Origin of the sequence: Streptacidiphilus alkalitolerans (assembly GCF_042511045.1) — a bacterium.
In the GTDB taxonomy this organism is placed as follows: domain Bacteria; phylum Actinomycetota; class Actinomycetes; order Streptomycetales; family Streptomycetaceae; genus Streptacidiphilus; species Streptacidiphilus alkalitolerans.
This window is the reverse complement of sequence record NZ_JBHEZX010000020.1, coordinates 15,038-38,227: the sequence shown is the minus strand read 5'-3', so window position 1 is coordinate 38,227 and position 23,190 is coordinate 15,038. Positions and strand designations below refer to the sequence as shown.

Sequence of the window (23,190 nt, the reverse complement as noted above, 5' to 3'; positions counted from 1 at the left end):
CCCGGCGAAACCGCTGCCTAGGGTGCTGATATGTCGGAAAAGCGCTTCGGTCCCGGTCTTTCCACGCGCAAGGCCGCACTGGGCGTGCGGCTGCTCGGCGCCAGCGTGCTGGCGGGCTGCCTGGTGGCCGGGCTGGCGCTGCCGCTGGTCGGCGCGCTGGGGATGACCTCCAAATCGGCGGTGACCGACTTCGAGGCGATCCCGGACAGCTTCACCGCCCCGGCGCTGTCGCAGGCCTCGACGCTCTACGACTCGGCCGGGGGCGTCATCGCCCGGGTCTACTCGCGCGACCGCACGGTGGTGCCGCTGGACCAGGTGGCCCCGGTGATGCGCAGCGCCCTGATCGACATCGAGGACGCCCGCTTCTACCAGCACGGCGCGATCGACCTCAAGGGCACGCTGCGGGCGCTGTCGCAGAACCTCGGCTCGTCCGGGGTCCAGGGCGGCTCGACGCTGACCCAGCAGTATGTGAAGAACGTCTTCGTCGAGGAGGCCGGGGACGACCAGAACGCGGTGCTGGAGGCGCAGCGGCAGACGGTGGGCCGCAAGGTCGCGGAGATGAAGTACGCGATCCGGCTGGAGCAGACGCTGTCCAAGGACCAGATCCTGGCGGACTACCTCAACATCACCTTCTTCGGCGAGCAGGCGTACGGGATCGAGGCGGCGGCGATGCGCTACTTCAGCGTCCACGCCGCCGCGCTGACCCTGCCGCAGGCGGCGCTGCTGGCCGGGCTGGTGCAGTCGCCCAGCCGCTACGACCCGGTGCAGAACCCGGAGGAGGCGAAGGCCCGCCGGGACACCGTGCTGGACGCGATGGCCGCCAACCGCACCGTCACCGCCGACCAGGCGGCGGCGGCCAAGGCGCAGCCGCTGGGTCTGAAGGTCAGCCGCCCGCAGCAGGGCTGCATCACCGCCGGGGCCGGCGAGGCGTTCTTCTGCGACTACGTGCGGCACCTCTTCCTGAGCAACCCGGCCTTCGGGAAGACCGCGCAGCAGCGCGAGCTGCTCTGGGACGGCGGCGGCCTGCAGATCCGCACCACCCTGGACCCCAAGGTCCAGGCCGGCGCCCAGAAGGCGGTCTCCGGCCATGTGTACGCCACCGACCGGGCCGCCGCCGCGCTGACCCTGGTCCAGCCCGGCACCGGGAAGATCGTCGGGATGGCGCAGAGCCGCCCCTACGGCCCCGGCGACCACCAGACCGAGCTCAACTACAACGTGGACCGGCTGATGGGCGGCGGCAACGGCTTCCAGACCGGGTCGACCTTCAAGCCGGTCACCGCCGCGGCGGCGCTGGACTCCGGCATCCCGATGACCCAGGCCTACCCGGCGCCGTACCAGGACGACTACCCGGCGATGCAGACCTGCGACGGCACCACCCTGCCGGAGGTGTCCGGGGACCAGAACGACAGCCCGGACCTGGTCGGCCCGTTCACCATGCCGGACGCCATGGCCCAGTCGGTGAACACCTACTTCGTGCCGCTGGAGGCGCAGACCGGGCTGTGCAAGGTGGTGCAGATGGCGGGCCGGCTCGGCCTCGCCTCGCAGGCGCTGACCGACCGGCCCGGCCATCTGAAGCCGATCGACCAGGTGCAGTCGCTGACACTGGGGACCAACAACCTGACGCCGCTGCAGATGGCCGCCATGTACGCGGCGTTCGCCAACCGCGGCACCTACTGCGACCCGATCGCGCTGGTCTCGGTCACCACCGCGGACGGGCACAGCCTGCCGGTGCCCGGGCAGTCCTGCCTGCGGGCGATGTCGGTGCACACCGCGGACGCGGTCACCACCATGCTGCACGGCGTGGTCCAGGACGGCACCGGAGCCCCGGCCGGCCTCGACGACCGCGACGACGCGGGCAAGACCGGCACCACCGACGGCCACCGCCAGGTCTGGTTCACCGGCTTCACCGCGCAGCTCTCGGCCGCGGCCGTGGTCAGCGACACCCAGGCCCCGCTGCAGAGCCTGAACGACCGCAGCTACGGCGGGACCTATGTGTCCGAGGCGTTCGGCGGCACCCTGGCCGGCCCGATCTGGAAGGACGCGATGACCGGCGCGCTGAGCGACCAGCCCTCGATCGGCCTGCACACCGTCCCGCTGCCCAAGCCGGCTCCGCTGCCCGGCGACCCGGCGCTGCCCGACGCCACCCAGGCAGTGGCGATCAAGCCCAAGCCCGGCGCGCACGGCAAGCCGGCGGCTGCCCCGCGCCGGGCCCCGGCCCCCGCCCACCGCTCCCACGCGCACCACTGACGGCGGACGGGGCGGTCGGACCGCGGCGGTCAGACCTCCGCCGCGGCCGGTTCCAGCCGCGCCGTCGGCGGCGCCCCGCCCGCCGCGGCCCCCGGCCGGGTGGAGCGCCACAGCCGGGTGGCGGACAGCCAGGCCGCGGCCAGCAGCAGCAGGTCGCGGACGGCCAGCACACAGCCGCCGAGCACCGACCCCTGGATGATGTCGTGTCCCAGGAACGGGAACACCAGCAGGGTCAGCGGGCAGGCGGCGGCGATCAGCGCGGCGACCGGGCGCTGCGAGCTGCCGGGCCGGACCAGGCAGACCGCGGCCAGGCCGACCAGCCAGACCAGGTACTGCGGGCTCAGCACCCGGCTGGTCACCATGAACAGCAGCACCGCGGTCAGCGCGGCGTCGGGCAGCACGTGCTCCGCGCTCCGGTCCGCGCGCAGCCGCCAGCACAGCAGCCACAGCCCGGCCAGTACCGTCGCCGCCTCGCTGGCCAGCGCGGCGGCGGTGACCCAGGGGCCGAGGAACTCGGTGGAGCCGTCGTGGACGCCGAGTGTCCCGCCCCAGCCCAGGTGCCGGGCCAGCTGGAACGGCAGGGCCGGCACCGCCTCGTACTGGATGCCGCGCGAGCCCTGGGCGGAGAGGAAGCCGAAGGAGCCCGGCATGGTCCGCCAGAGCAGCAGACCGCACAGGGCGGCGGTCGCGGCGGCGGCGGTCCACGCGGTCCTGGTGGCCCGTCCGCGCGCGGTCCCGGTCAGCAGCAGCACCGGCCAGACCTTGACCAGCAGGCCCAGCGCCACCAGGGCCCCGAGCGCCCGCTGGTCGCCGCGGGCCCGGGCGGCGGCCGAGCCTGCGGACAGCAGCCCGGCCACCGCCAGCGCGGTCACCATCAGGTCGAAGCGGTTCCAGGGCACCGTCCACAGCAGCGGCAGCCCGGCCACCCACATCCAGCAGCCGGCCATCGCCCGGGGCCGGTCCTGGGCGGATCCGGCGGCGCGCAGCAGCAGCACCGTCACCAGGGCGTCGGTGAGCGCGCAGCAGACCACGAAGGCGTGGTCGTAGTCGAGGAAGGGCAGCAGGTGCGGGGCCAGCAGCGGTCCGGCCGCGCCGGGCGGGTACTGCCAGGTGCTGTCGTGGAGCGGGAAGCGGCCGGCTGCCAGCACCCGGTCCCAGCCGTGGTAGACGGTCGCGACGGAGTAGTCCAGCGGGCCGGGTTTGTGGAACGGTCCGATCTTGAGCGACGCACCCACCAGCAGCAGCCGGGTCAGCGCCCAGAGCACCCCCGCGGCGATCGGGCTCGTCACGGCCCGGAGGCGGGGGGAAATTCGTTCGTCCACCGGTGAACCCTCTCAGGCCCGCCCCGCGCGGGTGTCGGCGGGGCGGGGGTGAGCGGTGCGACCGGTGTGGCTACTTGGTCGGTGCGAAGAGCCGCTGCGCGGCCACCGCGGCACCGCCGCGGGCCCACTCCTCGAACGGCAGCGGACGCAGCAGCAGGTCGCACTCGGCGGCGGCGCCGAAGGCCTGGGCCGCGAAGGTCTCCCGGATCTGGTCGGCGAACAGGTCGTAGCTGGCGACGCCCTCCCCGGAGATGATGATGCGCTCCGGGCCGATCAGATTGGCCACCGAGGCGATGGCCAGCCCGAGCGCGTGCCCGGCCCGGGTGAAGACCGCGCGGACCGCCGGATCCCCGGCGTGGGCCAGCCGGACCGCCTCGGTTATGGTCAGCCCCGGGTCGCCGGTGGCCTGCCGGGCCTGCTCGGTGATCGCGTGGGTGGAGGCGACGGCCTCCACGCAGCCGGTGTTGCCGCAGGTGCAGGTGCGGTCGCTGCCGCCGACCGGGAGGTGGCCGACCTCGCCGGACACCCCGTGCGCCCCGGAGACCACCCGTCCGCCGATGGACAGGCCGCAGCCGATCCCGGCCCCGACCGTGATCAGCGCGAAGGAGGAGAGCCCCGCGCCGGCCCCGAACCACTGCTCGGTGACGGTCAGCGCGCGGACGTCGTTCTCGATCACGGTGGGGGTCCCGGTCGCGGTCTCGACCAGCTGTGCCAGCGCCACCCGGTGCCAGTTGAGGAAGGGCGAGTACTGCACCACGCCGGTCTGCCCGTCCACGTCCCCGGAGATGGTGACGCCGATGCTGTGGATTGCCCCGTCCTGCTCGGCGCCGGCCGCCGCGCGCAGCCGGCCGACCAGGCGCGCGATGGCCAGCACCACGGTGCCGACGTCCCGTGAGTCCAGCACCGCCCGGCGGGCGACCAGGGTGCGGGCGGTCAGGTCGGAGACCACGCCGATGAGTTCGTCGGCGGTCACCTTGACCCCGATGAAGCGGGCCCGCTCGGCCCGTACCGCGATCAGCGTGGCGGGACGCCCGGTGGCCCGCTTCGGGGCGGGTTCACCGAGTTCGGTGATCCACCCGTCCGCCAGCAGCGGGGTGGCGACCTTGGTCACCGCACCGGGGGAGAGCCCGGTGCGGCGGCCGGTCTCGGCCCGGGTGAGCGGCCCGTGCACAAGCAGGGTCTGGAACACCAGGGCGGCGGCGGGTGGCTGGTCGGCGAGAGTCACCTGCTGATCATACATTTCCTCGGGAAAGTAAAGAAGCCCTCCATCTGCCGTGTTTCAGAAATAGGCCCAGGAAACATCCCGATGACTATGTTGACGCTGGAAGGAAACCCTGGCTACAGTCGCCGCACTCCCAGCAGAGCCCGATCGGCCACCACCCGAGATGGAGCACTCATGGCACCCCCGCCCGTCGCACCCCTACGCCTTGGAGCCGCCGTGCTCGCCGCCACCGCGCTGGTGGCGGCCTTCGCGGTCCCGGCCTCCGCGGCGGCCCCGGCCCGCGCACCGCTGACGGCCTCCGCCCCGGCCGCCCACCAGCAGCCGCTCGTGGCCCAGCAGCCCTACCTGGGCTGGAGCAGCTGGAGCCTGGAGTCGACCAACTACCCGGGCGTCAACCCGACCGGCCCGGCCAGCTGGCTGACCGAGGCCCATGTGCTGCAGCAGACCGACGTGGTCGCCGCCAAGCTCAAGCCGCACGGCTACCAGTACGTCAACATCGACGCCGGCTGGCAGAGCGGCTTCGACTCCTACGGGCGGCCGAAGGCCAATGCCGCCACCTTCCCGGACGGCATCGCCCATGTCGCCGACTACGTCCACGGCAAGGGCCTCAAGCTGGGCATCTACCTGGCGGTCGGCCTCGACCCCAAGGCGTACGGCACCGGCGACACCCCCATCTACGGCGCCTCCGGCTGCACCACCAAGGACCTGGTCTATCCGGACCTGCGGACCACCAACGGCTGGAACAGCGCCTACAAGATCGACTTCTCCAGCTCCTGCGCCCAGTCCTACGTCGACTCCATCGCGGACGAGTTCGCCGGCTGGGGCGTGGACTTCCTCAAGCTGGACGGGGTGGGCCCGGGCTCGTTCCAGGGCGGCGCCAACTACGACAACACCGCCGACGTCGAGGCCTGGTCCGCGGCGCTGAAGCGGACCGGCCGCCCGATCCAGTTCACCGTCTCCTGGGCGCTCAGCCACGACCAGGCCGACGTGTGGAAGGCCAACTCCAACGGCTGGCGGGTGGACACCGACGTCGAGTGCTACTGCGGCACCCTGGTGACCTGGAACAACTCGGTCAAGCAGCGCTGGAACGACGTGGTCCAGTGGATCCCCGACGCGGGCCCGGGCCACTGGAACAACCTGGACTCGCTGGACGTCGGCAACGCGGCCATGGACGGCCTCACCGACGCGGAGCGGCAGAGCTACACCACGCTGTGGGCGATCGAGGCGGCGCCGCTGTACTCGGGCGACGACCTGACCAAGCTGGACAGCTACGGGCTGTCCCTGCTCACCAATGACGAGGTGCTCGCGGTCGACCAGGCCGGGACCCCGGCCACCCCGGTGAGCCAGAGCTCGGACCAGCAGACCTGGTACACCCGCAACGCCGACGGCAGCGTCACCGTGGCGCTGTTCAACCTCGGCAGCGACCCGGCCGCGGTCACCGCGAACTGGAGCGACCTGGGCATCAGCGGCAGCGCCGCGGTGCACGACCTGTGGAGCCACCAGAACCTCGCCAAGGCCGACGGCAGCTTCAGCGCCGACCTGCCCGCGCACGGCTCGCGGCTGCTGCGGATCACCCCGTCCGCCGCGAAGGGGCCGGGCATCCCGGTCGGTGTGCACGGCACCGCCTCGACCCCGTCCAGCGTCTCGCTGGCCTGGGCCCCGTCCGCCGAGCGCGGTTCGACCGTCACCGGCTACGAGGTCTACGCCGACGGCAGGAAGGCCGCGACCGTCAGCGGCACCTCGGCCACCGTCTTCGGGCTGCCGTACGCCAGCACCCACACCTTCACGGTGCTGGCCGTGGACCGCTCCGGACGCAGGTCGGCGACCGGCACACCGCTGACCCTGACCACCAAGGGCTCCGGCGGGGCGGTGGTCTACGAGGCGGAGTCCCCGGCCAACACCCTCAGCGGCGGCGCCTCGGTGGCCGACTGCGGCAACTGCTCCGGCGGCAAGAAGATCGGCAACCTGGGCGGCAGCGGAACGCTGACCTTCCCCGCCGTCACCGTCGCCAAGGCCGGTACCTACCTGGTCGACATCGCCTATGTCGACGGCGACTCCAGCCGCACCGCGGTGGTCACCGTGAACGGCACCTCGTTCAAGCTGCCGCTGTCCGGCAGCAACAACAACGACTGGGGCACCCCGCAGACCGTCACCGTCCCGGTGCCGCTCAAGGCCGGCGCCAACAGCATCCAGTTCGGCAACCCGACCGACTACGTGTCCGACATCGACAGGATCACCCTCTAGCCCCGGCGGCGGCCCGCCCCCGCGGGCGGGCCGCCGGCCGGACGCACCGCCGCAGCCGAGGAAAGGAGCGCACCGTGGCGCAGGCAATGGAGCAGGAGTCGGTGCCACCGTCGGTGCACCGGAGCACCAGGGGCAGGGCCGCCGCCGCGGGCACCCGGCGCGGACCGTCCGCCGCGCACCGGCACGACGGCAGGCTCGCCTGGGTGCTGATCAGCCCGGCGCTGGTCGGATTCCTGGTGTTCTTCGCCTATCCGACGGTGCGTGGGATCTACCTCAGCTTCACCGACTTCCACGTCCTCACCCCGCCGAAGTGGACCGGCCTGGCCAACTTCCGCGAACTGCTCGGCGACGACGTCTTCTGGCACTCGCTGCGGGTCACCCTCTACTTCGTGCTGCTCTCGGTGGTACTGGGGGTGCTGATCTCGCTGGTGACCGCGGTGGTGCTGCACCGGCTCACCAAGTCGACCGTGATCCGCGGGCTGATCCTGCTGCCGTTCCTGATCTCCGGGGTGGTCGCGGCGCTGGTCTGGTCCTGGATGCTCGACCCGCAACTGGGCATCGTCAACGTGCTGCTGGACAAGCTCACCGGCCACACCGTGATGTTCTTCGGCACCAGCGCCTGGGCCGTCCCCTCGCTGGCGGCGATCAGCGTCTGGAAGTCCATGGGCTACAACGCGGTGCTGATCTTCGCCGGACTGCAGACCATCCCGGCCACGGTGTACGAGGCGGGGCGGATCGACGGGGCGAGCGAGCTGCAGATGTTCCGGCGGCTGACCGTGCCGCTGCTGCGGCCGATCCTGGTGATGGTGGTCATCCTCAGCGTGATCAGCTCGTTCCAGGTGTTCGACATCGTGCAGGTCACCACCAAGGGCGGTCCGGCCGACGCCTCCAACGTGCTGCAGATGTACATCTACGACAAGGCCTTCAGCCAGTTCGACTTCGGCTACGCCGCGACCATGTCGCTGGCCCTGTTCGTGATGCTGATCGCGATCACCTTCACCCAGATGCGGCTCGCCCGCGCCAATGAGTCCGACCTGAACTGAAGGGCCCCGACCGTGTCCACCGCAACCATGTCCCGGCGGGGCTTCTCCCCGGGCCGCGCCCTGGCCTGGATCTACATCGGGATCGTCGTGGTCGTCACGATCTTCCCGTTCTACTGGATCCTGCGCACCGCGCTCTCCAACAACTACGCGCTGTCCACCGATCCGTCCTCGCTGCTCCCGGTCGGATTCACGCTCGGCGGGTTCAAGCGGGCGCTGGGCATCTCCAGCATCGCCGAGGCCCAGGCCCAGGGCGGTTCCGGGGCTTCCCTGGACACCGCGCTGTTCCTGCGCAACTCGGTGATCTACTCGGCCGGGCTGACCGCCTGCATCGTGTTCTGCTCGGCCATCGCCGCCTACGCCTTCTCCCGGCTGCAGTGGCGCGGACGCAACGCGGTCTTCACCACGCTGCTGTGCGCGCTGATGGTGCCCGGCATCCTCACCCTGCTGCCCAACTTCGTCCTGATCAAGGACCTCGGGCTGACCAACACCTTCGCCGGGATGATCCTTCCAGGGGCCTTCTTCTCGGCCTTCAACATCTTCTTCCTGCGCCAGTTCATGCTCGGGCTCAGCACGGAGATCGAGGAGGCGGCGATCATCGACGGCGCCGGGCCGCTGCGGGTGCTGTTCCGGATCACCCTGCCGATGACCGCGGCGCCGATCACCACGCTCACCATGCTGACCTTCATCACCACCTGGAACGACTACTTCTGGCCGCTGCTGGTCACCAATGACGACAGTGTGCGCCCGCTCACCCTGGCCCTCGCGGTCTTCAAGCAGTCCTCGCCGCAGGCCGCCCCCGACTGGGCCGGGCTGATGGCCGCCACCCTCATCGCCGCACTGCCGATGCTGCTGCTCTTCGTCGTCTTCGGCCGACGCATCGTCAACTCCATCGGCTTCTCCGGAATCAAGTGAGCCCCCAGATGAACTCCGCGCTCAGCGACACCCACCTCCCGGGCGACCTCAGGCTCGCCTGGCCGCAGCCCGCGGCCCACTGGAACGAGGCCGCCCCGGTCGGCAACGGCCGGCTCGGCGCCATGGTCTTCGGCGGCGCCCATCAGGCCCGGATCCAGATCAATGACTCCACGGTGTGGTCCGGCACCCCCGCCGGACCCGCCGAGGCCCTGGCCGAGGTACTGGCGCAGGGCGCAGGCCCGAAGCGCCTCGCCGAGGTCCGCGCCGCGATCGCCGACGAGCGGTACCGCGCCGCGGAAGCCCTGCTGATGTCCTTTCAGGGCCGCTACACCCAGGAGTACCTGCCCTACGCCGACCTGCTGCTGACCCTGGGCAGCGGCGCGGAGACCGCCGCCTACCGGGGCCGGACCCTGAACCTCGACAACGGCGTGGTGCAGGAGGACCTGGAGCTGGACGGCCGCCGGATCCGCCGGCTGACCTGGGCCGGCGCCCCGGCCGGCGTGCTCTGCGTCGCCCTGGCCGTCGAGGGCGGCGCCGACCTGCGGCTCGCCCTGCAGTCCCCGCTGCGTACCGTGCACACGGCCTACGACCAGGACGGCGCCGCCCTCGGCGTGGAGATACCCGTGGACGGGGCGCCCGCCCACGAGCCCACCGTCACCGAGCCGCTGCGCTACGCGGAAGGGCCGGTCGACGGCTACGACCCCTACGGCGCCCTGGTGTTGAAGGTCGCCACCGACGGCCGGGTGACCACGGACCAGGACGGCTGGGCCGTCGAAGGCATGACCTACGCGCTGCTGACCCTGGCCAGCTCCACCGCCGCCGCCGACCACTGGGCCGGGCGCGAGCCCCGGACCCGGCAGCAGCACCAGCAGCAGGCCGCCGCCACCGCCGCCCGGGCCCTGGCCAAGGGCGCGGAGGAACTGCTCCGCGAGCACCAGGCCGACCTGCGCGGCCTGCTGGGCGCCGCCGCGCTGCAGCTCGGCCCGCGCCGGGCCGGCACCTTCGACGTCGCCCTGGACATCCTCGGCGGCAGCGACGAACTCCTCGCCGCCACCGTGCTGTTCCAGCTCGGACGCTATCTGCTGGCCTCCGCCTCCCGGCCGGGGGCCGGGCCGCCGGCCAACCTCCAGGGCATCTGGAACGCCGACCCGCACCCGGCCTGGTCCTCCAACTACACCATCAACATCAACACCCAGATGAACTACTGGGGCGCCGAGGCCGCCGGGCTCGGCAGCTGCCACGAGCCGCTGTTCGACCTGCTGGACCGGCTCTCCGCGACCGGCGCCCCGGTCGCCCGCGAGCTCTACGGCGCCCGCGGCTGGGTGGCGCACCACAACACCGACCCCTGGGGCTGGGCGCTCCCGGTCGGCATGGGGCACGGCAACCCGTCCTGGTCCAGCTGGATGATGGGCGGTGTGTGGCTGTCCCAGCACCTCTGGGACCACTACGAGTTCACCGGGGACACCGGCTTCCTGCGGGACCGGGCCTGGCCGGTGCTGCGCGGCGCCGCGCTGTTCTGCCTGGACTGGCTGGTGGACGACGGCGGCGGCGGCCTGGACACCGTCCCCTCCACCTCGCCGGAGAACCTGTTCCGCTCCCGGGAGGGCGAGCCGGAGTCGCTCACCCGCTCCACGGCGATGGACATGGCGCTGATCCGGGCCCTGTTCGAGCGCTGCCTGCGGGCGGCGGACCTGCTCGGCCCGGACGACCCGGTCACCGCCGAGATCCGCGCCGCGCTGCCCCGGCTGCGCCCGCCGCAGGTCACCGCCGGGGGCTGGCTGCAGGAGTGGGCCGAGGACCTGCCCGAGGTGGACCCGGCGCACCGGCACCTGTCCCAGATGATCGCGGTGCACCCGCTGGACCTGATCGACCCGGACCGCAGCCCGGCCCTGGCCGCCGCGGCGCTGCGGCTGCTGGACCGCCGCGGTCCTGGCGCCATGGGCTGGTCCTGGGCCTGGAAGATCGCGCTGCGGGCTCGGCTGCGCGACCCGGAGACCGCCCGCGCCCTGCTGCTGGAGGCCACCAGGCCGCTGGCGGCCGACCCGGACACCGACGCCCCGGTCGACGGCTCGCAGTGGGGCGGGCTGCTGCCCAATCTGTTCTCCACCCACCCCCCGTTCCAGATCGACGGCAACTACGGCCTGATGGCCGGGCTGACCGAGATGGTGCTGCAGAGCCACGCCGGACACGTCCATCTGCTGCCGGCCCTGCCGGCCGACTGGGCCGAGGGAGCGGCCAGGGGGCTGCGCTGCCGGGGCGGCCTGGAAGTCGACTTCGCCTGGTCCTGCGGCGCCCTGCGGTCGGTGACGGTCCGTCGGCTGAGCGGGGACGACACCGCCCCGGTGGCCGTGCGCTGCGGCGACCGCACGGTGCGGCACCGGATCGCGGCGGGGCAGGAGCTCCGGCTCGACGCCGCGCTGCGCGAGCGCCCGGCCGGGACGGTCCCGGCATGCTGACCGACCTGGACCTGCCCGCGCTGTGGGAGTACCGCAGCGACTACCAGGAGCCGGCTGACTTCGACGCCTTCTGGAGCAGCACCCTGGCCGAGGCCCGCAGCCACGACCTCGGGTTGAAGCTGACCCCGGTGGAGACCCCGCTGCGGACAGTGGAGGTGTTCGACCTGGCCTTCGCCGGCTTCGGCGGCCACCCGGTGCGCGGCTGGCTGCGGGTGCCCCGGCACCGCACCGGACCACTGCCCGCGGTGGTGCAGTTCCACGGCTACGCCAGCGGCCGGGGCCACCCGCTGGACGACCTGCTCTGGGCCTCGGCCGGGTACGCCCACCTGCTGGTGGACGTCCGCGGCCAGGGCGCCGGGTACGCGGGCGGCGGCGCCACCCCCGACCCGGTGGGCAGCGGCCCGTCCCACCCCGGCTTCCTGACCCGCGGCATCGAGGACCCGCACAGCTACGTCTACCGGAGGGTGTTCACCGACGCGGTGCGCGCGGTGGAGGCGGTACGGACGGTGGAGTTCACCGACCCCGGCCGGGTCGGCCTGGTCGGGGCCAGCCAGGGCGGCGGCATCGCGCTGGCGGTGGCCGGGCTGGTCCCGGAGCTGGCCGCGGCCCACTTCCAGGCGCCCTTCCTCTGCGACATCCGCCGGGCCGCCCGGATCACCGGCAGCGGTCCCTACACCGAGATCGCCGGCTACCTCGCCGCCCGCCGGGACCGGGTCGAGGCGGTCTTCGACACCCTCGGCTACTTCGACGGGATCGGCTTCGCGAGCCGGGCCACCGCCCCCGCCTGGTTCTCGGCCGGACTGATGGACGGGGTCTGCCCCCCGTCCACGGCCTTCGGCGCCTTCCACGCCTACCGGGGCGAGAAGCAGATCCGCGCCTGGGAGTTCAACGGCCACGAGGCCGGCGGCAGCGACGACCTGGCCGTCGTCCTCCCCGCCTTCCAGCACCTCCTCAAGCCCTAGTTCCGACCACCCCACCCCCTGTGAGGAACCACCATGATCCGCAGACTGCCCGCCCTCGCCGTTGCCGTCGCCCTGACCGCCGTCGTCTCCGGCTGTGCCGGTTCGACCGGCAGCGCCTCCGGCTCCAAGACCGTCAACTGGTGGACCTGGGACGACAAGCAGGCCGCCGCCTACCAGAGCTGCGCCGCGGCCTTCGAGAAGGCCAACCCCGGTGTCACCGTGAAGATCTCGCAGTACGACGTCGGCGACTACTTCACCAAGCTGACCGCCGGCTTCGTCGCCGGGAACGCGCCGGACGCGTTCCAGAACAGCGTCCAGTTCTTCCAGGCCTACGCCTCGCAGCACCAACTGCTGCCGCTGGACGACGACATCGCCGCGAGCAAGTTCGACCTGTCGAAGTTCTCGGTCGGCACCGACGCCTGGAAGTACAGCGACGGCAAGCAGTACGGCCTGCCGCTGGACTGGGCCGCGACCGGGATGTACTACAACGCCACCATGCTCGCCCAGGCCGGCTACACCAAGCAGCAGGTCGACTCGATGACCTGGAACCCGGACGACGGCGGCGGCTTCGGCAAGATGGTGGCCCACCTGACCATCGACGACAAGGGCGTCCGCGGCGACCAGCCCGGCTTCGACAAGGCGCACGTCAAGACCTACGGCTTCGGCGCGATCGCGGCCAAGGACTTCATCGGCGAGTCCACCTGGAGCTCCTTCGTGGCCACCACCGGCTGGCGGCTGGCCGACAAGCAGAGCTGGCCGACCACCTTCAACTACGGCGACCCGCGCTTCGTGAAGACCATGGACTGGGTGCGCTCGCTGACCGACAAGGGCTTCGCCCCCAAGATCGGCTCCTTCACCACCAGCGACGTGGACCAACTGGCCTCCGGCAAGGTGGCGATGGAGACCGGCGGCTCCTGGGAGGCGTCGACCTTCGCCAAGCTCCCGGGTGTCAAGGTCGGCATCGCGCCGACCGTGCTCGGCCCGGACGGCAAGACCCGCGCGGTGATGAGCAACTCCAACGGCAACAACATCTGGGCCGGCACCAAGAACCCCGACCTGGCCTGGAAGTGGGTCTCCTACATGGGCTCCGAGGAGTGCCAGAGTCTGGCCTCGAAGACCGGCACCTTCTTCCCGTCCATCCCGGCCGCGATGGACGCCTCGGCCACCGCGATGGCCGCCCAGGGCGTCGACCTGTCGGTGTTCACCGACATGATGAAGAACAAGGTCCTCTTCCCGGCCGTGGTCTACGGCAACGGCGCCGCCATGCAGGACGCCATCGAGCCGCTGTTCGAGGGCTACTTCGCGCACCAGCGCAACGACGACGTCTTCGCGACCATGCAGAGCAAGAGCAAGGCCCTGCTCGCCGCCAAGTAGGTCTCCCCGCAAGGAAAAGGACTCACCCATGCCCACCACCCCCGCGCGGATCGTCTGCCTGCGCGCGGCCGGCGCCGCCCTCGTCGTGGAACTGACCGAGCCAGTGCCCCGGGTCCTGCACTGGGGTCAGGACCTCGGCGACCTCTCGGACGCGGACGGCGCCGCGCTGAGCCTGACCGCCGAGGCCGCCGTGCTGAACAACGCCCTCGACACGCCCCGCCGGTTCACCATCTGGCCGACCGAGGCCGACGGCTGGTCCGGCACCCCGGCCCAGCAGGGGCACCGGGCCGGCACCGGGACCACCCCGCGGCTCCGCACCACCGGCGTCGAGCACCGTCAACTCCAGGACGGGGGAGGGGAACTGGTGGTGCATCTGGTGGACGAAGTCGCCGACCTCGGGATCACCGTCAGCTACCGGCTGGAGCCCTCCGGGGTGCTCGGCGTGCAGGCCGAGGTCACCAGCAGGGCGGACCCCCAGGATCCGGCGGCAGCGGCCCCGTACGACCTGGCGGACCTCTGCACCCTGCTGCCGCTGCCCGAACGGGCCGGCGAGGTGCTGGACTTCACCGGGAAGTGGAGCCGCGAGCGCTCGCCCCAGCGCCGCCCGCTGGAGTTCGGCAGCTACAGCCGCGAGGTCCGGCGCGGCAAGCCGGGGGTGGACTCGCCCTATCTGCTGGCCGTCGGCGTCCCCGGCTTCGGCTTCCGGCAGGGCGAGGTCTGGGGCCTGCACATCGGCTGGAGCGGCGACCAGCGCTACCTGGTGCAGCGGCTGCCGGAGGGCGCGGGCACCCACGCCGCTGTGCTCGGCGGCGGCGAGCTGCTGCGGGCCGGGGAGATCCGGCTCGGCCCGGGTGAGAGCCACCGCACCCCGGTCTGCTGGTTCGCCTGGTCCGGGCAGGGTCTTGACGGCCTGGCGGACCGGTTCCACCGGCTGCTGCGGGACCGTCCGACCCATCCGCGCGGCCCACGGCCGCTGATCCTGAACAGCTGGGAGGCGGTCTACTTCGACCACGACCTGGACCGGCTGCTGCGGCTCGCCGACCGGGCCGCCGAGGTCGGCGTGGAGCGCTTCGTGCTGGACGACGGCTGGTTCTCCGGCCGCCGGGACGACTCCGCGGGGCTCGGCGACTGGACCGTGGACCCGGCGGTCTGGCCGGACGGGCTGACCCCGCTGGTCGACCATGTCCGGGGCCTCGGTATGGAGTTCGGGCTATGGGTGGAGCCGGAGATGGTCAACCTCGACTCCGCCCTGGCCCGCAGCCGTCCCGAGTGGATCCTCGGCCCGTCCGCCGGGCTCGGCCCCAGCGCCCGGCACCAGTACGCCCTGAACCTGGCCGACCCGGACGCCTGGTCGTACCTGCTGGACGCCCTGGACCGGCTGGTCACCCACTACGCCGTCGACTTCCTGAAGTGGGACCACAACCGGGAGCTGCACGAGGCGGTGCGTCCCGGTCCCGGCGGCGCGGACCGGCCCGGCGGCCACGCCCAGGTGGCCGCGCTCTACCGGCTGATCGACGCGCTGAAGCAGCGTCACCCGGGGCTGGAGATCGAGAGCTGCGCCAGCGGCGGCGGCCGGATCGACCTGGGCATCCTGCAGCGCACCGACCGGGTCTGGCCCTCCGACTGCAACGACCCGCTGGAACGCCAGTCGATCCAGCGCTGGACCGGGCAGCTGCTGCCGCCGGAACTGGTCGGCACCCATGTCGGCCCCTCGCCCAGCCACACCACCGGGCGTCCGGGATCCGACACCTTCCGGCTGGTCACCTCGCTGTTCGGACACGCCGGCATCGAACAGGACCTCACCCGCTGCACCCCGGAGGAACTGGCCCGGATCACCGCCTGGTCGCGGCTCTACCGGGAGTTCCGCCCGCTGCTGCACACCGGCAGGGTGGTCCGCGCCGACCTGGGCGACGAGGCCGTGCTGCTGCACGGCGTGGTCGCCGAGGACGGGGCGAGCGCGCTCTACTGCTGGGCCCGGCTCAGCACCTCCGCCGCGGGCCAGTCGGGCCGGGTCCGGCTGCCAGGTCTGCGAACCGACGCCTCGTACCGGATCAGGATCCGTACCGAGCTCGGGCTGCCCTCGCTGCACCAGACCGCGAATCCGCCCTGGACGGACCAGGCGCTGGCCGACTGGATCACCGTCCCGGGCCCGGTGCTGGGCCTGGCCGGGCTGCCGATGCCCACCCTCGATCCGGAGCAGGCGCTGCTGATCGAGGTGCGGATGCAGGGCTGACCCCGCGCCGCTGGATACGGTGGTTCCCATGCAGAGCAACGGGGTGGGGGCGGACCGGCTACGGCCGGGCGGGTGTGTACTGCTGCTGGCGGCGCTGCCGAGGTCGAGCCGCAAGGGCGCAATGGACCCGCGCACCGGGCTCGACGCGATGGCCCGGGTGCCCCCGGCGCTGCTGCTGGGGACGGACGGGCCCGCCCCGGAGGTGCTGCCGCTGGTCGATCCGGTGGATCCGGTGGCCGTGCAGCACCGGCTGCGGTCCGCGGCGGCGACCCCGGGCCCGCTGCTGGTCTACCTGGCCGGCGGCCTGCTGCTGGACAGCCGCCGGCGGCAGCTGCACCTCGCGCTGGCCGACACCACGGCGGACACCGTGCGGTACACCGCGCTGCCCTGGGAGTGGCTGGCCTTCGAACTGCGGCAGCGGCGCCAGGACGACACCACGGTGCTGTGCGACCTGGTCGCCGACGCGCCCGCCTGGCAGCGGATCAGCGGTGAGCCGGACCTGCTCGGGCTGGGCGGGGCAGCGGAGCTGTGCGGGGTGGTCGCCCCCGCGGTGAAACGGGCCCAGCGCGGCCACACCGGCTACAGCGGTGTCCTGGCCGGGCTGCTCAGCACCTCGGGGAACCGGCGCGGCCTGGCGGAACTCCATGCGATGGCCACGGCGCAGGCCGGGCTCGACCCGAGGGCCCTGCTGCTGGCGCCGACCCGGCGGCCGGCCGTGCCCCGCCCGGTGCCGGCCAGGGTCCCGGCCATGCGGTCGGGGAGCGGGGACCTCCGCACGGCCATCGGGCTGGCCCTGCGGGCCGGGCGGAGGTCCTGGGCCCGGGCCCTGGCCGAGGACTGGCACCAGCGGGTCCAGCGGACCGGTCCGCAGTCGTTGGAGGCGGTGCTGACCTGGGAGGCACTGGCCCAGGTGGCCTTCGAGGAGGGGCTGCTGCAGCAGGCCGCCGACAACTGGATGGCCGCGGCCCGGATCCGGCTCGCCCTGCTGCCGGCCGCCGACCCGCTGCTGCTGACCACCGTCGACAACGCGCACCACCTGTGGGGACGGCTCCCGGCCGGGGCCGAGGCGATCAGGACCGGCGAGGAACTGCTCCGGCTGCGCCAGGCCGCGCCGGGATCCGGCAACGGACGGCTGCGGGCGGTGGCCCAGCGGCTGGAACTGCTCCGCGCGACACCGGAATCCGAGCCGCGGTGAACATCTGTCCGGAAATAGCTCGTCCACGGTGCAACCTGGTGGGAGCCAAGGGCAGTCAGGTTACGTGTGGGGCCCTGACGGCCCCTCACCGGATACGAGAGCAAGGATTTCTGACCGTGACACATGCTTTCCGCAGTCGTCTGGCCTCCGCCGCAGTCGTCGTGGGACTCGTCTGCGCCGGCGCGCCCGCCCTGGCCGGGCCCGCGGTCGCCGCGCAGCCGGGCACCACCCGCGCGGCCTCGGCGGCCTCCGCCCGGTCGCTGCCGGACACGGACGTCCTGTCGCGGGTGATCGAGGTCAAGTACGCCGAGGCGCACTGGAACTGGACCGCGTGGAGCGACAGCACCCCGGTCGCCTTCGGCGACGCCCAGCCCGACTACCAGTGCGCCGAGTTCGTCGCCAGGGCGCTGGCCGCGGCCGGCCTGGTCCCCGGCCTCGGCCCCGACGCCCCGCAGGACGACTACTTCCACTACACCGCGCCCAACGGCAAGGTCTACGACCTGCTGCTGATCTCGGAGCTGCCCCAGTACAACAACCTCTCCGCCTACCTCGAGGACAGCGGCATCGGCGAGGACGTCGGCGACCAGCCCGCCGCCGCGCGGCCCGGTGACATCGTCGTCACCTACCTCGGGCCTGACGGCACCCCGAGCCACGTCGGCCTGGTCTCGCACGCCGCCACCGCCACCGGCGAGGCCACGGTGGACGCCCACAACAACGCCAGGCTCGACTACGGCTACCACTACTACGCACCCTCGCACCTGGTCCGGCTGGTCCCCAACGCCTTCCTGGAGGTGTGGGCCTGGGCCGCCGCCCAGAAGGCGCTGCACCCGGCCCCGCAGCCGACCCCGTCGGCCCCGTCCGCCCCGCAGAAGCTGCTCGGCGTCCCGTCGCTGACCGACCCGGCCGGCCCCCAGGTCTGACCCCCTGGACCAGTCATGACCCGCGGCCCGGCGACGGCACTAAATCCGTTGCCGGGCCGCGGATCGCCGTCTAGGCTTGCAACGTACCGTAGCCGCCCGTCAGGAGAAGGCCGTTGTTCGTCTGAGACCGGAGACACCGCACCCATGGCGCAATTGCCGTGCCCGCGCGGATCCGACCTCGGCGACCACCCTTCCTGGGGCGGTTTTTCGCGCGCCCGCAGTGTCTCCCTCCGTGTTGTCGCTGGACCACCAACGCCACCACCTTCGGGAGCTGCCCCATGTCATCGTCCTACCCGTCCACCCCCATGTCCGCCTCGCTCAGCTGCGTGGGCCTGGACTTCAGCTGGCCCGACGGCCGCACCCTGTTCCACGGCCTGGACCTGACCGTGGGTCCCGGCCGCACCGGCCTGATCGGGCTCAACGGCTCGGGCAAGTCCACCCTGCTGCGGCTGCTGACGGGTGAGCTCACCCCCGAGGCGGGGTCGGTCAAGGTGACCGGCTCGCTCGGCCACCTCCCGCAGAACCTCACCCTGGACGCCGAACTCCCGGTCGCCGAGGCCCTGGGCATCGCCGGGACCCGCACCGCCCTGCACGCGATCGAACGCGGCGAGGCCACCCCGGAGAACTTCGCCGCGGTCGGCGACGACTGGGACGTCGAGGAGCGGGCCAGGGCCGGCCTGGACCGGCTGGGCCTGACCGGAGTCTCACTGGAGCACCGGGTCGGCCAGCTCTCCGGCGGCCAGGGCATGCTGCTCGGCCTGGCCGGACTGCTGCTGCGCCGCCCGGACGTGCTGCTGCTGGACGAGCCCACCAACAACCTCGACCGCGACGCCCGGCACTACCTCCACCAGGCCGTCACCGCCTGGAAGGGCCCGCTGCTGCTGGTCAGCCACGACCGGGAGCTGCTCGACCTGGTCGACCAGATCGCCGACCTGCACGAGGGCCGGATCCACAGCTACGGAGGCACCTTCAGCGACTACCAGGCCGCCCAGGCGGTCGAACAGGAGGCCGCGGAGCGGATGCTGCGCGCCGCCGAGTCCGACGTCCGCCGCCAGCAGCGCGAACTCGTGGAGACCCAGGTCAGGCTGGCGCACCGCAAGCGCTACGGGCAGAAGATGTACGACAACAAGCGCGAGCCGAAGATCGTGATGAACCAGCGCAAGGCCCAGGCCCAGGTCTCCTCGGGCCGGCTGCGCGGCCAGCAGCAGGACCGGGTGGCCGCGGCCAGGGAACGCCTGGCGGAGGCCGAGTCCTCGGTGCGGGCCGACCCCGAGATCCTGGTCGACCTGAAGGCCACCGAGGTCCCGGCCGGACGCACGGTGGTCGTCCTCACCCAGGTCCGCCCCCAGCACACCGGCGAGGAGGTCGCGATCGACCTGTCGGTGCGCGGCCCGGAGCGGATCGCGCTGCTCGGACCCAACGGCTCGGGCAAGACCACGCTGCTGCGCACCCTCGCCGGTGAACTCCCGCCGCTGGCGGGCGAGGTGTTCCGCGCGGTGCCGCTGCGCTTCCTCCCGCAGCGGCTGGACCTGCTGGACGAGGGGCTCAGCGTGGCGGAGAACGTGGCCCTGTTCGCGCCCGGGGCGACCGACAACCAGGTCCGGGCCCGGCTGGCACGTTTCCTGTTCCGCGGCGGGCGGGCGGACCAACTCGTCGGGTCGCTCTCCGGGGGCGAGCGGTTCCGGGCCACGCTGGCCGCGCTGATGCTGGCGGAACCGGCCCCGCAGCTCCTGCTGCTGGACGAGCCCACCAACAACCTCGACCTGGCCAGCGTGCGGCAACTGGCCTCCGCGCTGGCGGCGTTCCAGGGCGCGCTGGTCGTGGCCAGCCACGACCAGCCCTTCCTGGACAGCATCGGCATCACCCGCCGACTGGAACTGAACCGGCCCTGAACCGGAACTGAGCCGGAACTGAACGACGGCCGGGGCCGGGGCTGTTCGCCCCGGCCCCGGCCGTCCGCCGGATCCCGTCGCCTACTTGCGCAGCTTGCCGTCGGGGTCGGTGGGCAGGGCGCCGGTCTGCTTGGCGTCCTGGTAGTCGATGTGCTCGGTCCTGACCTCGTCGCGGACGACCACGTCCTCGGTGACCTCCTCGACGCGCATCCGCACCCGCTCGACCGGGACGGTCTCCTTGGTGACGACGGTGCGCTCCTGGAAGAGCAGCACGTCCGCGTCGGCCTCGGCGATCTCGGCGTGGCCCATGGCACTGCGGCGCTCCGACTCGGGGATCGCCTCGCGCTCGATCCGGACCTCCTGGTGGGTGAGCGGAACCGTCTGCTGCACCTGCTCGGTGGTCACGTACTTGTGCAGGTGGGCGTGGCCCGCCTCGACCCGCTCGGTGCCCACGTGCAGGCGCTCCTCGTAGCGGGTCAACTCGTTCTCGGTGCCGCGGATGCCGTCGGCCTTGAGGTCGGCCCCGGCCTCGGTCCTGGCGCCGGTGGCGGCCATCGCGCCGGTGGTGCTGGTGGTCATACCAGTCATTCCAGCGTTCAGGTCCCGGTCGGTGTCGGCCTGGCCGAACTGGTTCATGCCGTTCACCGCGGTCGGGGTCTCGGGCCGGCCCAGCCCGTAGTGCTGGTAGAGCGCCCGCTCCTCCTCGACCGACAGGTGCCGGCCGGTCTCCAGGTCCGGGGCGCTGTCGACCTGCGACTTGGCGCAGGCCAGCTGGACCTCGTCCTCGACCATGCTGGCGCCGTCCAGGGGCGCGAAGTGCCCCTTTCCACCGAAGAGGCCGCCCTTGACGGTGACCCATTGCGGACGGCCGGTGCTGTCGTCCAGGTACACCTCCTCGGCCTGACCGATCTTGTGACCCTGCGCGTCGAGCACCTTGTGGCCGATCACCTGGGTGGGGTCGATCGCTGTACCCATTGCTACCTCCAGTAGAGGTTCAGAGGGAATGGCACCCACGCCGGGAACAGCACGGCGTCGGAAAAGTGCCACCTCTCGACGGTGCGCCGCCCCGAACGCCCCCGCAACTCAGGGGGCGCCCGGAGCGGTCGCGAGGCCGCCGTGCTACCGGAAGTCGGCGAGCCGGTCGGTGCGGACGGCGCGGTCCGACGGCAGGCCCCGCAGCGGGGTCGCGGTCAGCGCCGCCGGGTGGACCGCCTGCGGCAGCGTCCCGGCGCCGCCGACCAGCGGCAGGTGCAGCGAGGAGTGGGCCAGGTCGACGGTGATGGTGGGCTTGGTGGAGGCCGGGTTGAGCAGCCCGTTGTCCGTTCCGGCCACGATCAGGGCCAGTTTGTGTCCGGCCGGGACCACATGGTCGGTGCCGGCCAGGTTGAAGGTGATCGAGTAGGAGGTGCCCGGGGTGATGGTCGCGGTCTGGTTCAGCCCCGCGTAGTGGCCGAGGTCGGCCCAGCCGCGGCTGAAGATGGTGTAGCCGACCTGCGCGGTGTCGGCCGCGGTGTCCAGGAAGCAGGCGCTGTCGCCGGCCGTGCTGTCACCCCAGCAGGAACGGGTGCTCAGCGTGGTGATGCCGACCCCCGCGCCCTCGTAGTTCCGGATCACGGCCGGGCCGAGGTCGACCAGCACCGCGCTGAGGTGGGCGCTCTTGGTGGACGACTTCACGCTCAGGGTGATCGTGCCGCCGCCGGACATCCGCAGGTCCTGGGTCAGCGCCCCGGTGGTGAACGCGGTCTTCTCCTTGGTGGTGCTGTTCACGTCCGCGGCCCAGTCGTCCTCGCCGAGGTTGGGGTTGTCGGTGAAGCTCGCGGTGCCGCTGCCGGCCGCGGTGGTGAGCGCTCCCGGCTTGAGGTTGACGGTGCTGGTCACCGTGCCCGGGGCGGGCCAGGTGGCGTCCTGGGTCCAGGTGTCGGGAGCGCGCTCGATGTCGGCGACCGGGGCGTTCTGGATGCCGTTGTCGACGCCGAGCAGGTAGTGGTCGAACCAGCTGTGCAGGGTGTCCACCCAGGCGCCGCGCCGGTAGTCGAAGGGGTCGACGTGGCCGGTCTGGGAGAGCCAGATCTTGCGGTCCACGCCGGTCTGCGCCAGCGCGGTCCACCACTGCGAGAAGTTGATGTCACGCACGTTCAGGTCCTGCATCCCGTGCACCACGAACACGCTGGCCTTGACGTTGGCGGCCGAGGCGACGTAGTCGCGCTGCTGCCACAGGCTGGACCAGTTGCCGTTGGACGGGGAGCCCGCCGCCAGCTGCTTCTGCACGGCGGAGCAGTGCGAGACCGCGGTGGAGCTCTCCACCTCGCCGGCCAGGTCGGCGGGCGTGCCGCTGTAGAGGGGCGCGCCGTCGGAGCGGTAGTAGTCGTACCAGGAGCTGATCGCCGAGATCGGCACGATGGTCTTCAGGCCCTGCACGCCGGTGGCGGCGACCCCGTTGGCGATGGTGCCGTCCCAGGACTTGCCGATCATGCCGACCGAGCCGTTGGTCCAGGCCGGGGTGACGCTGCTGCCGCCGGTGCGGGCGCTGTAGCCGGTGGCGCGGCCGTTCAGCCAGTCGACGACGGCCTTGGCCGAGGTGATGTCGGACGGGCCGCCGACGTCCACGCAGCCGTCGGAGCGGTTGGTGCCGGCCAGGTCGACCAGGACCACCGCGTAGCCGCGGGAGACGAAGTAGTTGTCGTAGAACAGCGGGAACTGCAGCGGCTTGCCCTGGGCGTCGTAGGTCTTGAGCTGGTCCTCGTTGCCGCGCCCGCAGCAGGAGTAGTACGGGCTGGCGTCCATGATGACCGGGATCTTCAGTCCGGCCGCGGCGGGTTCGCTGGGCCTGATGATGTCGGCGGCCACCCGGTCGGTACGGCCGTTGCCGTCGCCGTCGAGACCGGTGTCGACCCAGACGGTCTCCCGGACGGCATTGGCGTAGGAGTAGAGGGGCTGACTGGCGCCGTTCTGGACGGTGCCGGCGCTGCCGGCGGCGGTCGGCCGGCTGCTGGCTCGGGCGGTGGCGGAGCCGAGCAGGGCCATGGTGAGCGCGACGAGGATCGTGGTGATGATGGCGAACGCGCGGGAGCGACGAGTAATCACAAAGGACGAAGGTAGTTCGCGGGGACGGTCCTCAGAAGGGTTTTGACGAGACAGCAACAATTCTGAGTGGTGACAACTCCGAAC

At 72.4% G+C, this 23,190-nt stretch carries 15 protein-coding genes; 11 read left to right on the top strand and 4 right to left on the bottom strand.

All coding sequences use genetic code 11. The features are described from left to right. The first annotated feature begins 30 nt into the window (after positions 1–30). The gene (locus tag ACEZDG_RS32250; RefSeq protein ID WP_380516660.1) at positions 31–2,247 is read left to right on the top strand and encodes a transglycosylase domain-containing protein; all 2,217 of its coding nucleotides are present in this window, start codon (positions 31–33) and stop codon (positions 2,245–2,247) included. A gap of 29 nt (positions 2,248–2,276) precedes the next feature. Here the strand turns inward: ACEZDG_RS32250 and ACEZDG_RS32245 are convergent, their stop codons facing one another. Beyond that, positions 2,277–3,536, bottom strand: coding sequence for a glycosyltransferase 87 family protein (locus ACEZDG_RS32245; protein WP_380516657.1), 1,260 nt, complete (start codon positions 3,534–3,536; stop codon positions 2,277–2,279). Positions 3,537–3,639: 103 nt separating this feature from the next. Continuing rightward, on the bottom strand, positions 3,640–4,794 hold the full coding sequence (locus tag ACEZDG_RS32240) for an ROK family protein (RefSeq protein WP_380516654.1): 1,155 nt from the start codon (positions 4,792–4,794) through the stop codon (positions 3,640–3,642). 171 nt (positions 4,795–4,965) lie between these two features. Here ACEZDG_RS32240 and ACEZDG_RS32235 point away from each other — a divergent pair, with 171 nt between their 5' ends. From ACEZDG_RS32235 to ACEZDG_RS32190, 10 genes are all read left to right on the top strand, one after another. Next, complete coding sequence (locus ACEZDG_RS32235) at positions 4,966–7,035, top strand: fibronectin type III domain-containing protein (RefSeq protein WP_380516651.1); 2,070 nt, start codon at positions 4,966–4,968, stop codon at positions 7,033–7,035. An 86-nt stretch (positions 7,036–7,121) separates the two neighbouring features. Then, on the top strand, positions 7,122–8,078 hold the full coding sequence (locus tag ACEZDG_RS32230; RefSeq protein ID WP_380516929.1) for a carbohydrate ABC transporter permease: 957 nt from the start codon (positions 7,122–7,124) through the stop codon (positions 8,076–8,078). A 27-nt stretch (positions 8,079–8,105) separates the two neighbouring features. Beyond that, on the top strand, positions 8,106–8,990 hold the full coding sequence (locus ACEZDG_RS32225; protein ID WP_380516926.1) for a carbohydrate ABC transporter permease: 885 nt from the start codon (positions 8,106–8,108) through the stop codon (positions 8,988–8,990). A gap of 8 nt (positions 8,991–8,998) precedes the next feature. Next, positions 8,999–11,446: a glycosyl hydrolase family 95 catalytic domain-containing protein gene (locus tag ACEZDG_RS32220; protein WP_380516649.1), complete on the top strand. Its 2,448-nt coding sequence runs from the start codon at positions 8,999–9,001 to the stop codon at positions 11,444–11,446. Beyond that, positions 11,440–12,408, top strand: coding sequence for an acetylxylan esterase (locus ACEZDG_RS32215; RefSeq protein WP_380516646.1), 969 nt, complete (start codon positions 11,440–11,442; stop codon positions 12,406–12,408). Before ACEZDG_RS32220 ends, ACEZDG_RS32215 begins: the two co-directional genes overlap by 7 nt. 33 nt (positions 12,409–12,441) lie before the next feature. Next, complete coding sequence (locus tag ACEZDG_RS32210; protein ID WP_380516643.1) at positions 12,442–13,782, top strand: ABC transporter substrate-binding protein; 1,341 nt, start codon at positions 12,442–12,444, stop codon at positions 13,780–13,782. A gap of 28 nt (positions 13,783–13,810) precedes the next feature. Continuing rightward, positions 13,811–16,015, top strand: coding sequence for an alpha-galactosidase (locus tag ACEZDG_RS32205; RefSeq protein WP_380516640.1), 2,205 nt, complete (start codon positions 13,811–13,813; stop codon positions 16,013–16,015). Positions 16,016–16,043: 28 nt separating this feature from the next. Then, positions 16,044–17,210: a hypothetical protein gene (locus ACEZDG_RS32200; protein ID WP_380516637.1), complete on the top strand. Its 1,167-nt coding sequence runs from the start codon at positions 16,044–16,046 to the stop codon at positions 17,208–17,210. A 116-nt stretch (positions 17,211–17,326) separates the two neighbouring features. Beyond that, a complete protein-coding gene (locus ACEZDG_RS32195) occupies positions 17,327–18,130 on the top strand; it encodes a hypothetical protein (RefSeq protein WP_380516635.1) in 804 nt (267 codons plus the stop codon). A gap of 305 nt (positions 18,131–18,435) precedes the next feature. After that, positions 18,436–20,022 carry an ABC-F family ATP-binding cassette domain-containing protein gene (locus tag ACEZDG_RS32190; RefSeq protein ID WP_380516924.1) on the top strand — a complete coding sequence of 529 codons (1,587 nt, stop codon included), beginning with the start codon at positions 18,436–18,438 and terminating at the stop codon, positions 20,020–20,022. 81 nt (positions 20,023–20,103) lie between these two features. On the opposite strand, the gene ACEZDG_RS32185 is transcribed toward ACEZDG_RS32190, so the two are convergent. Both ACEZDG_RS32185 and ACEZDG_RS32180 read right to left on the bottom strand, forming a co-directional pair. Then, entirely contained in the window at positions 20,104–20,997 is an 894-nt protein-coding gene (locus ACEZDG_RS32185; protein WP_380516632.1) for a PRC and DUF2382 domain-containing protein, read from the bottom strand. A gap of 144 nt (positions 20,998–21,141) precedes the next feature. Next, on the bottom strand, positions 21,142–23,046 hold the full coding sequence (locus ACEZDG_RS32180; protein ID WP_380516921.1) for a Xaa-Pro dipeptidyl-peptidase: 1,905 nt from the start codon (positions 23,044–23,046) through the stop codon (positions 21,142–21,144). Between the last annotated feature and the right edge of the window lie 144 nt (positions 23,047–23,190).

Bases quoted from the DNA above. Each gene is read 5' to 3' on its own strand.
- ACEZDG_RS32235 (WP_380516651.1), top strand. From the start codon at position 4,966: ATGGCACCCCCGCCCGTCGCACCCCTACGCCTTGGAGCCGCCGTGCTC.
- ACEZDG_RS32200 (WP_380516637.1), top strand. From the start codon at position 16,044: ATGCAGAGCAACGGGGTGGGGGCGGACCGGCTACGGCCGGGCGGGTGT.
- ACEZDG_RS32230 (WP_380516929.1), top strand. From the start codon at position 7,122: ATGGAGCAGGAGTCGGTGCCACCGTCGGTGCACCGGAGCACCAGGGGC.
- ACEZDG_RS32220 (WP_380516649.1), top strand. From the start codon at position 8,999: ATGAACTCCGCGCTCAGCGACACCCACCTCCCGGGCGACCTCAGGCTC.
- ACEZDG_RS32225 (WP_380516926.1), top strand. From the start codon at position 8,106: ATGTCCCGGCGGGGCTTCTCCCCGGGCCGCGCCCTGGCCTGGATCTAC.
- ACEZDG_RS32210 (WP_380516643.1), top strand. From the start codon at position 12,442: ATGATCCGCAGACTGCCCGCCCTCGCCGTTGCCGTCGCCCTGACCGCC.
- ACEZDG_RS32250 (WP_380516660.1), top strand. From the start codon at position 31: ATGTCGGAAAAGCGCTTCGGTCCCGGTCTTTCCACGCGCAAGGCCGCA.
- ACEZDG_RS32205 (WP_380516640.1), top strand. From the start codon at position 13,811: ATGCCCACCACCCCCGCGCGGATCGTCTGCCTGCGCGCGGCCGGCGCC.
- ACEZDG_RS32215 (WP_380516646.1), top strand. From the start codon at position 11,440: ATGCTGACCGACCTGGACCTGCCCGCGCTGTGGGAGTACCGCAGCGAC.
- ACEZDG_RS32185 (WP_380516632.1), bottom strand. From the start codon at position 20,997: ATGGGTACAGCGATCGACCCCACCCAGGTGATCGGCCACAAGGTGCTC.
- ACEZDG_RS32180 (WP_380516921.1), bottom strand. From the start codon at position 23,046: ATGGCCCTGCTCGGCTCCGCCACCGCCCGAGCCAGCAGCCGGCCGACC.
- ACEZDG_RS32190 (WP_380516924.1), top strand. From the start codon at position 18,436: ATGTCCGCCTCGCTCAGCTGCGTGGGCCTGGACTTCAGCTGGCCCGAC.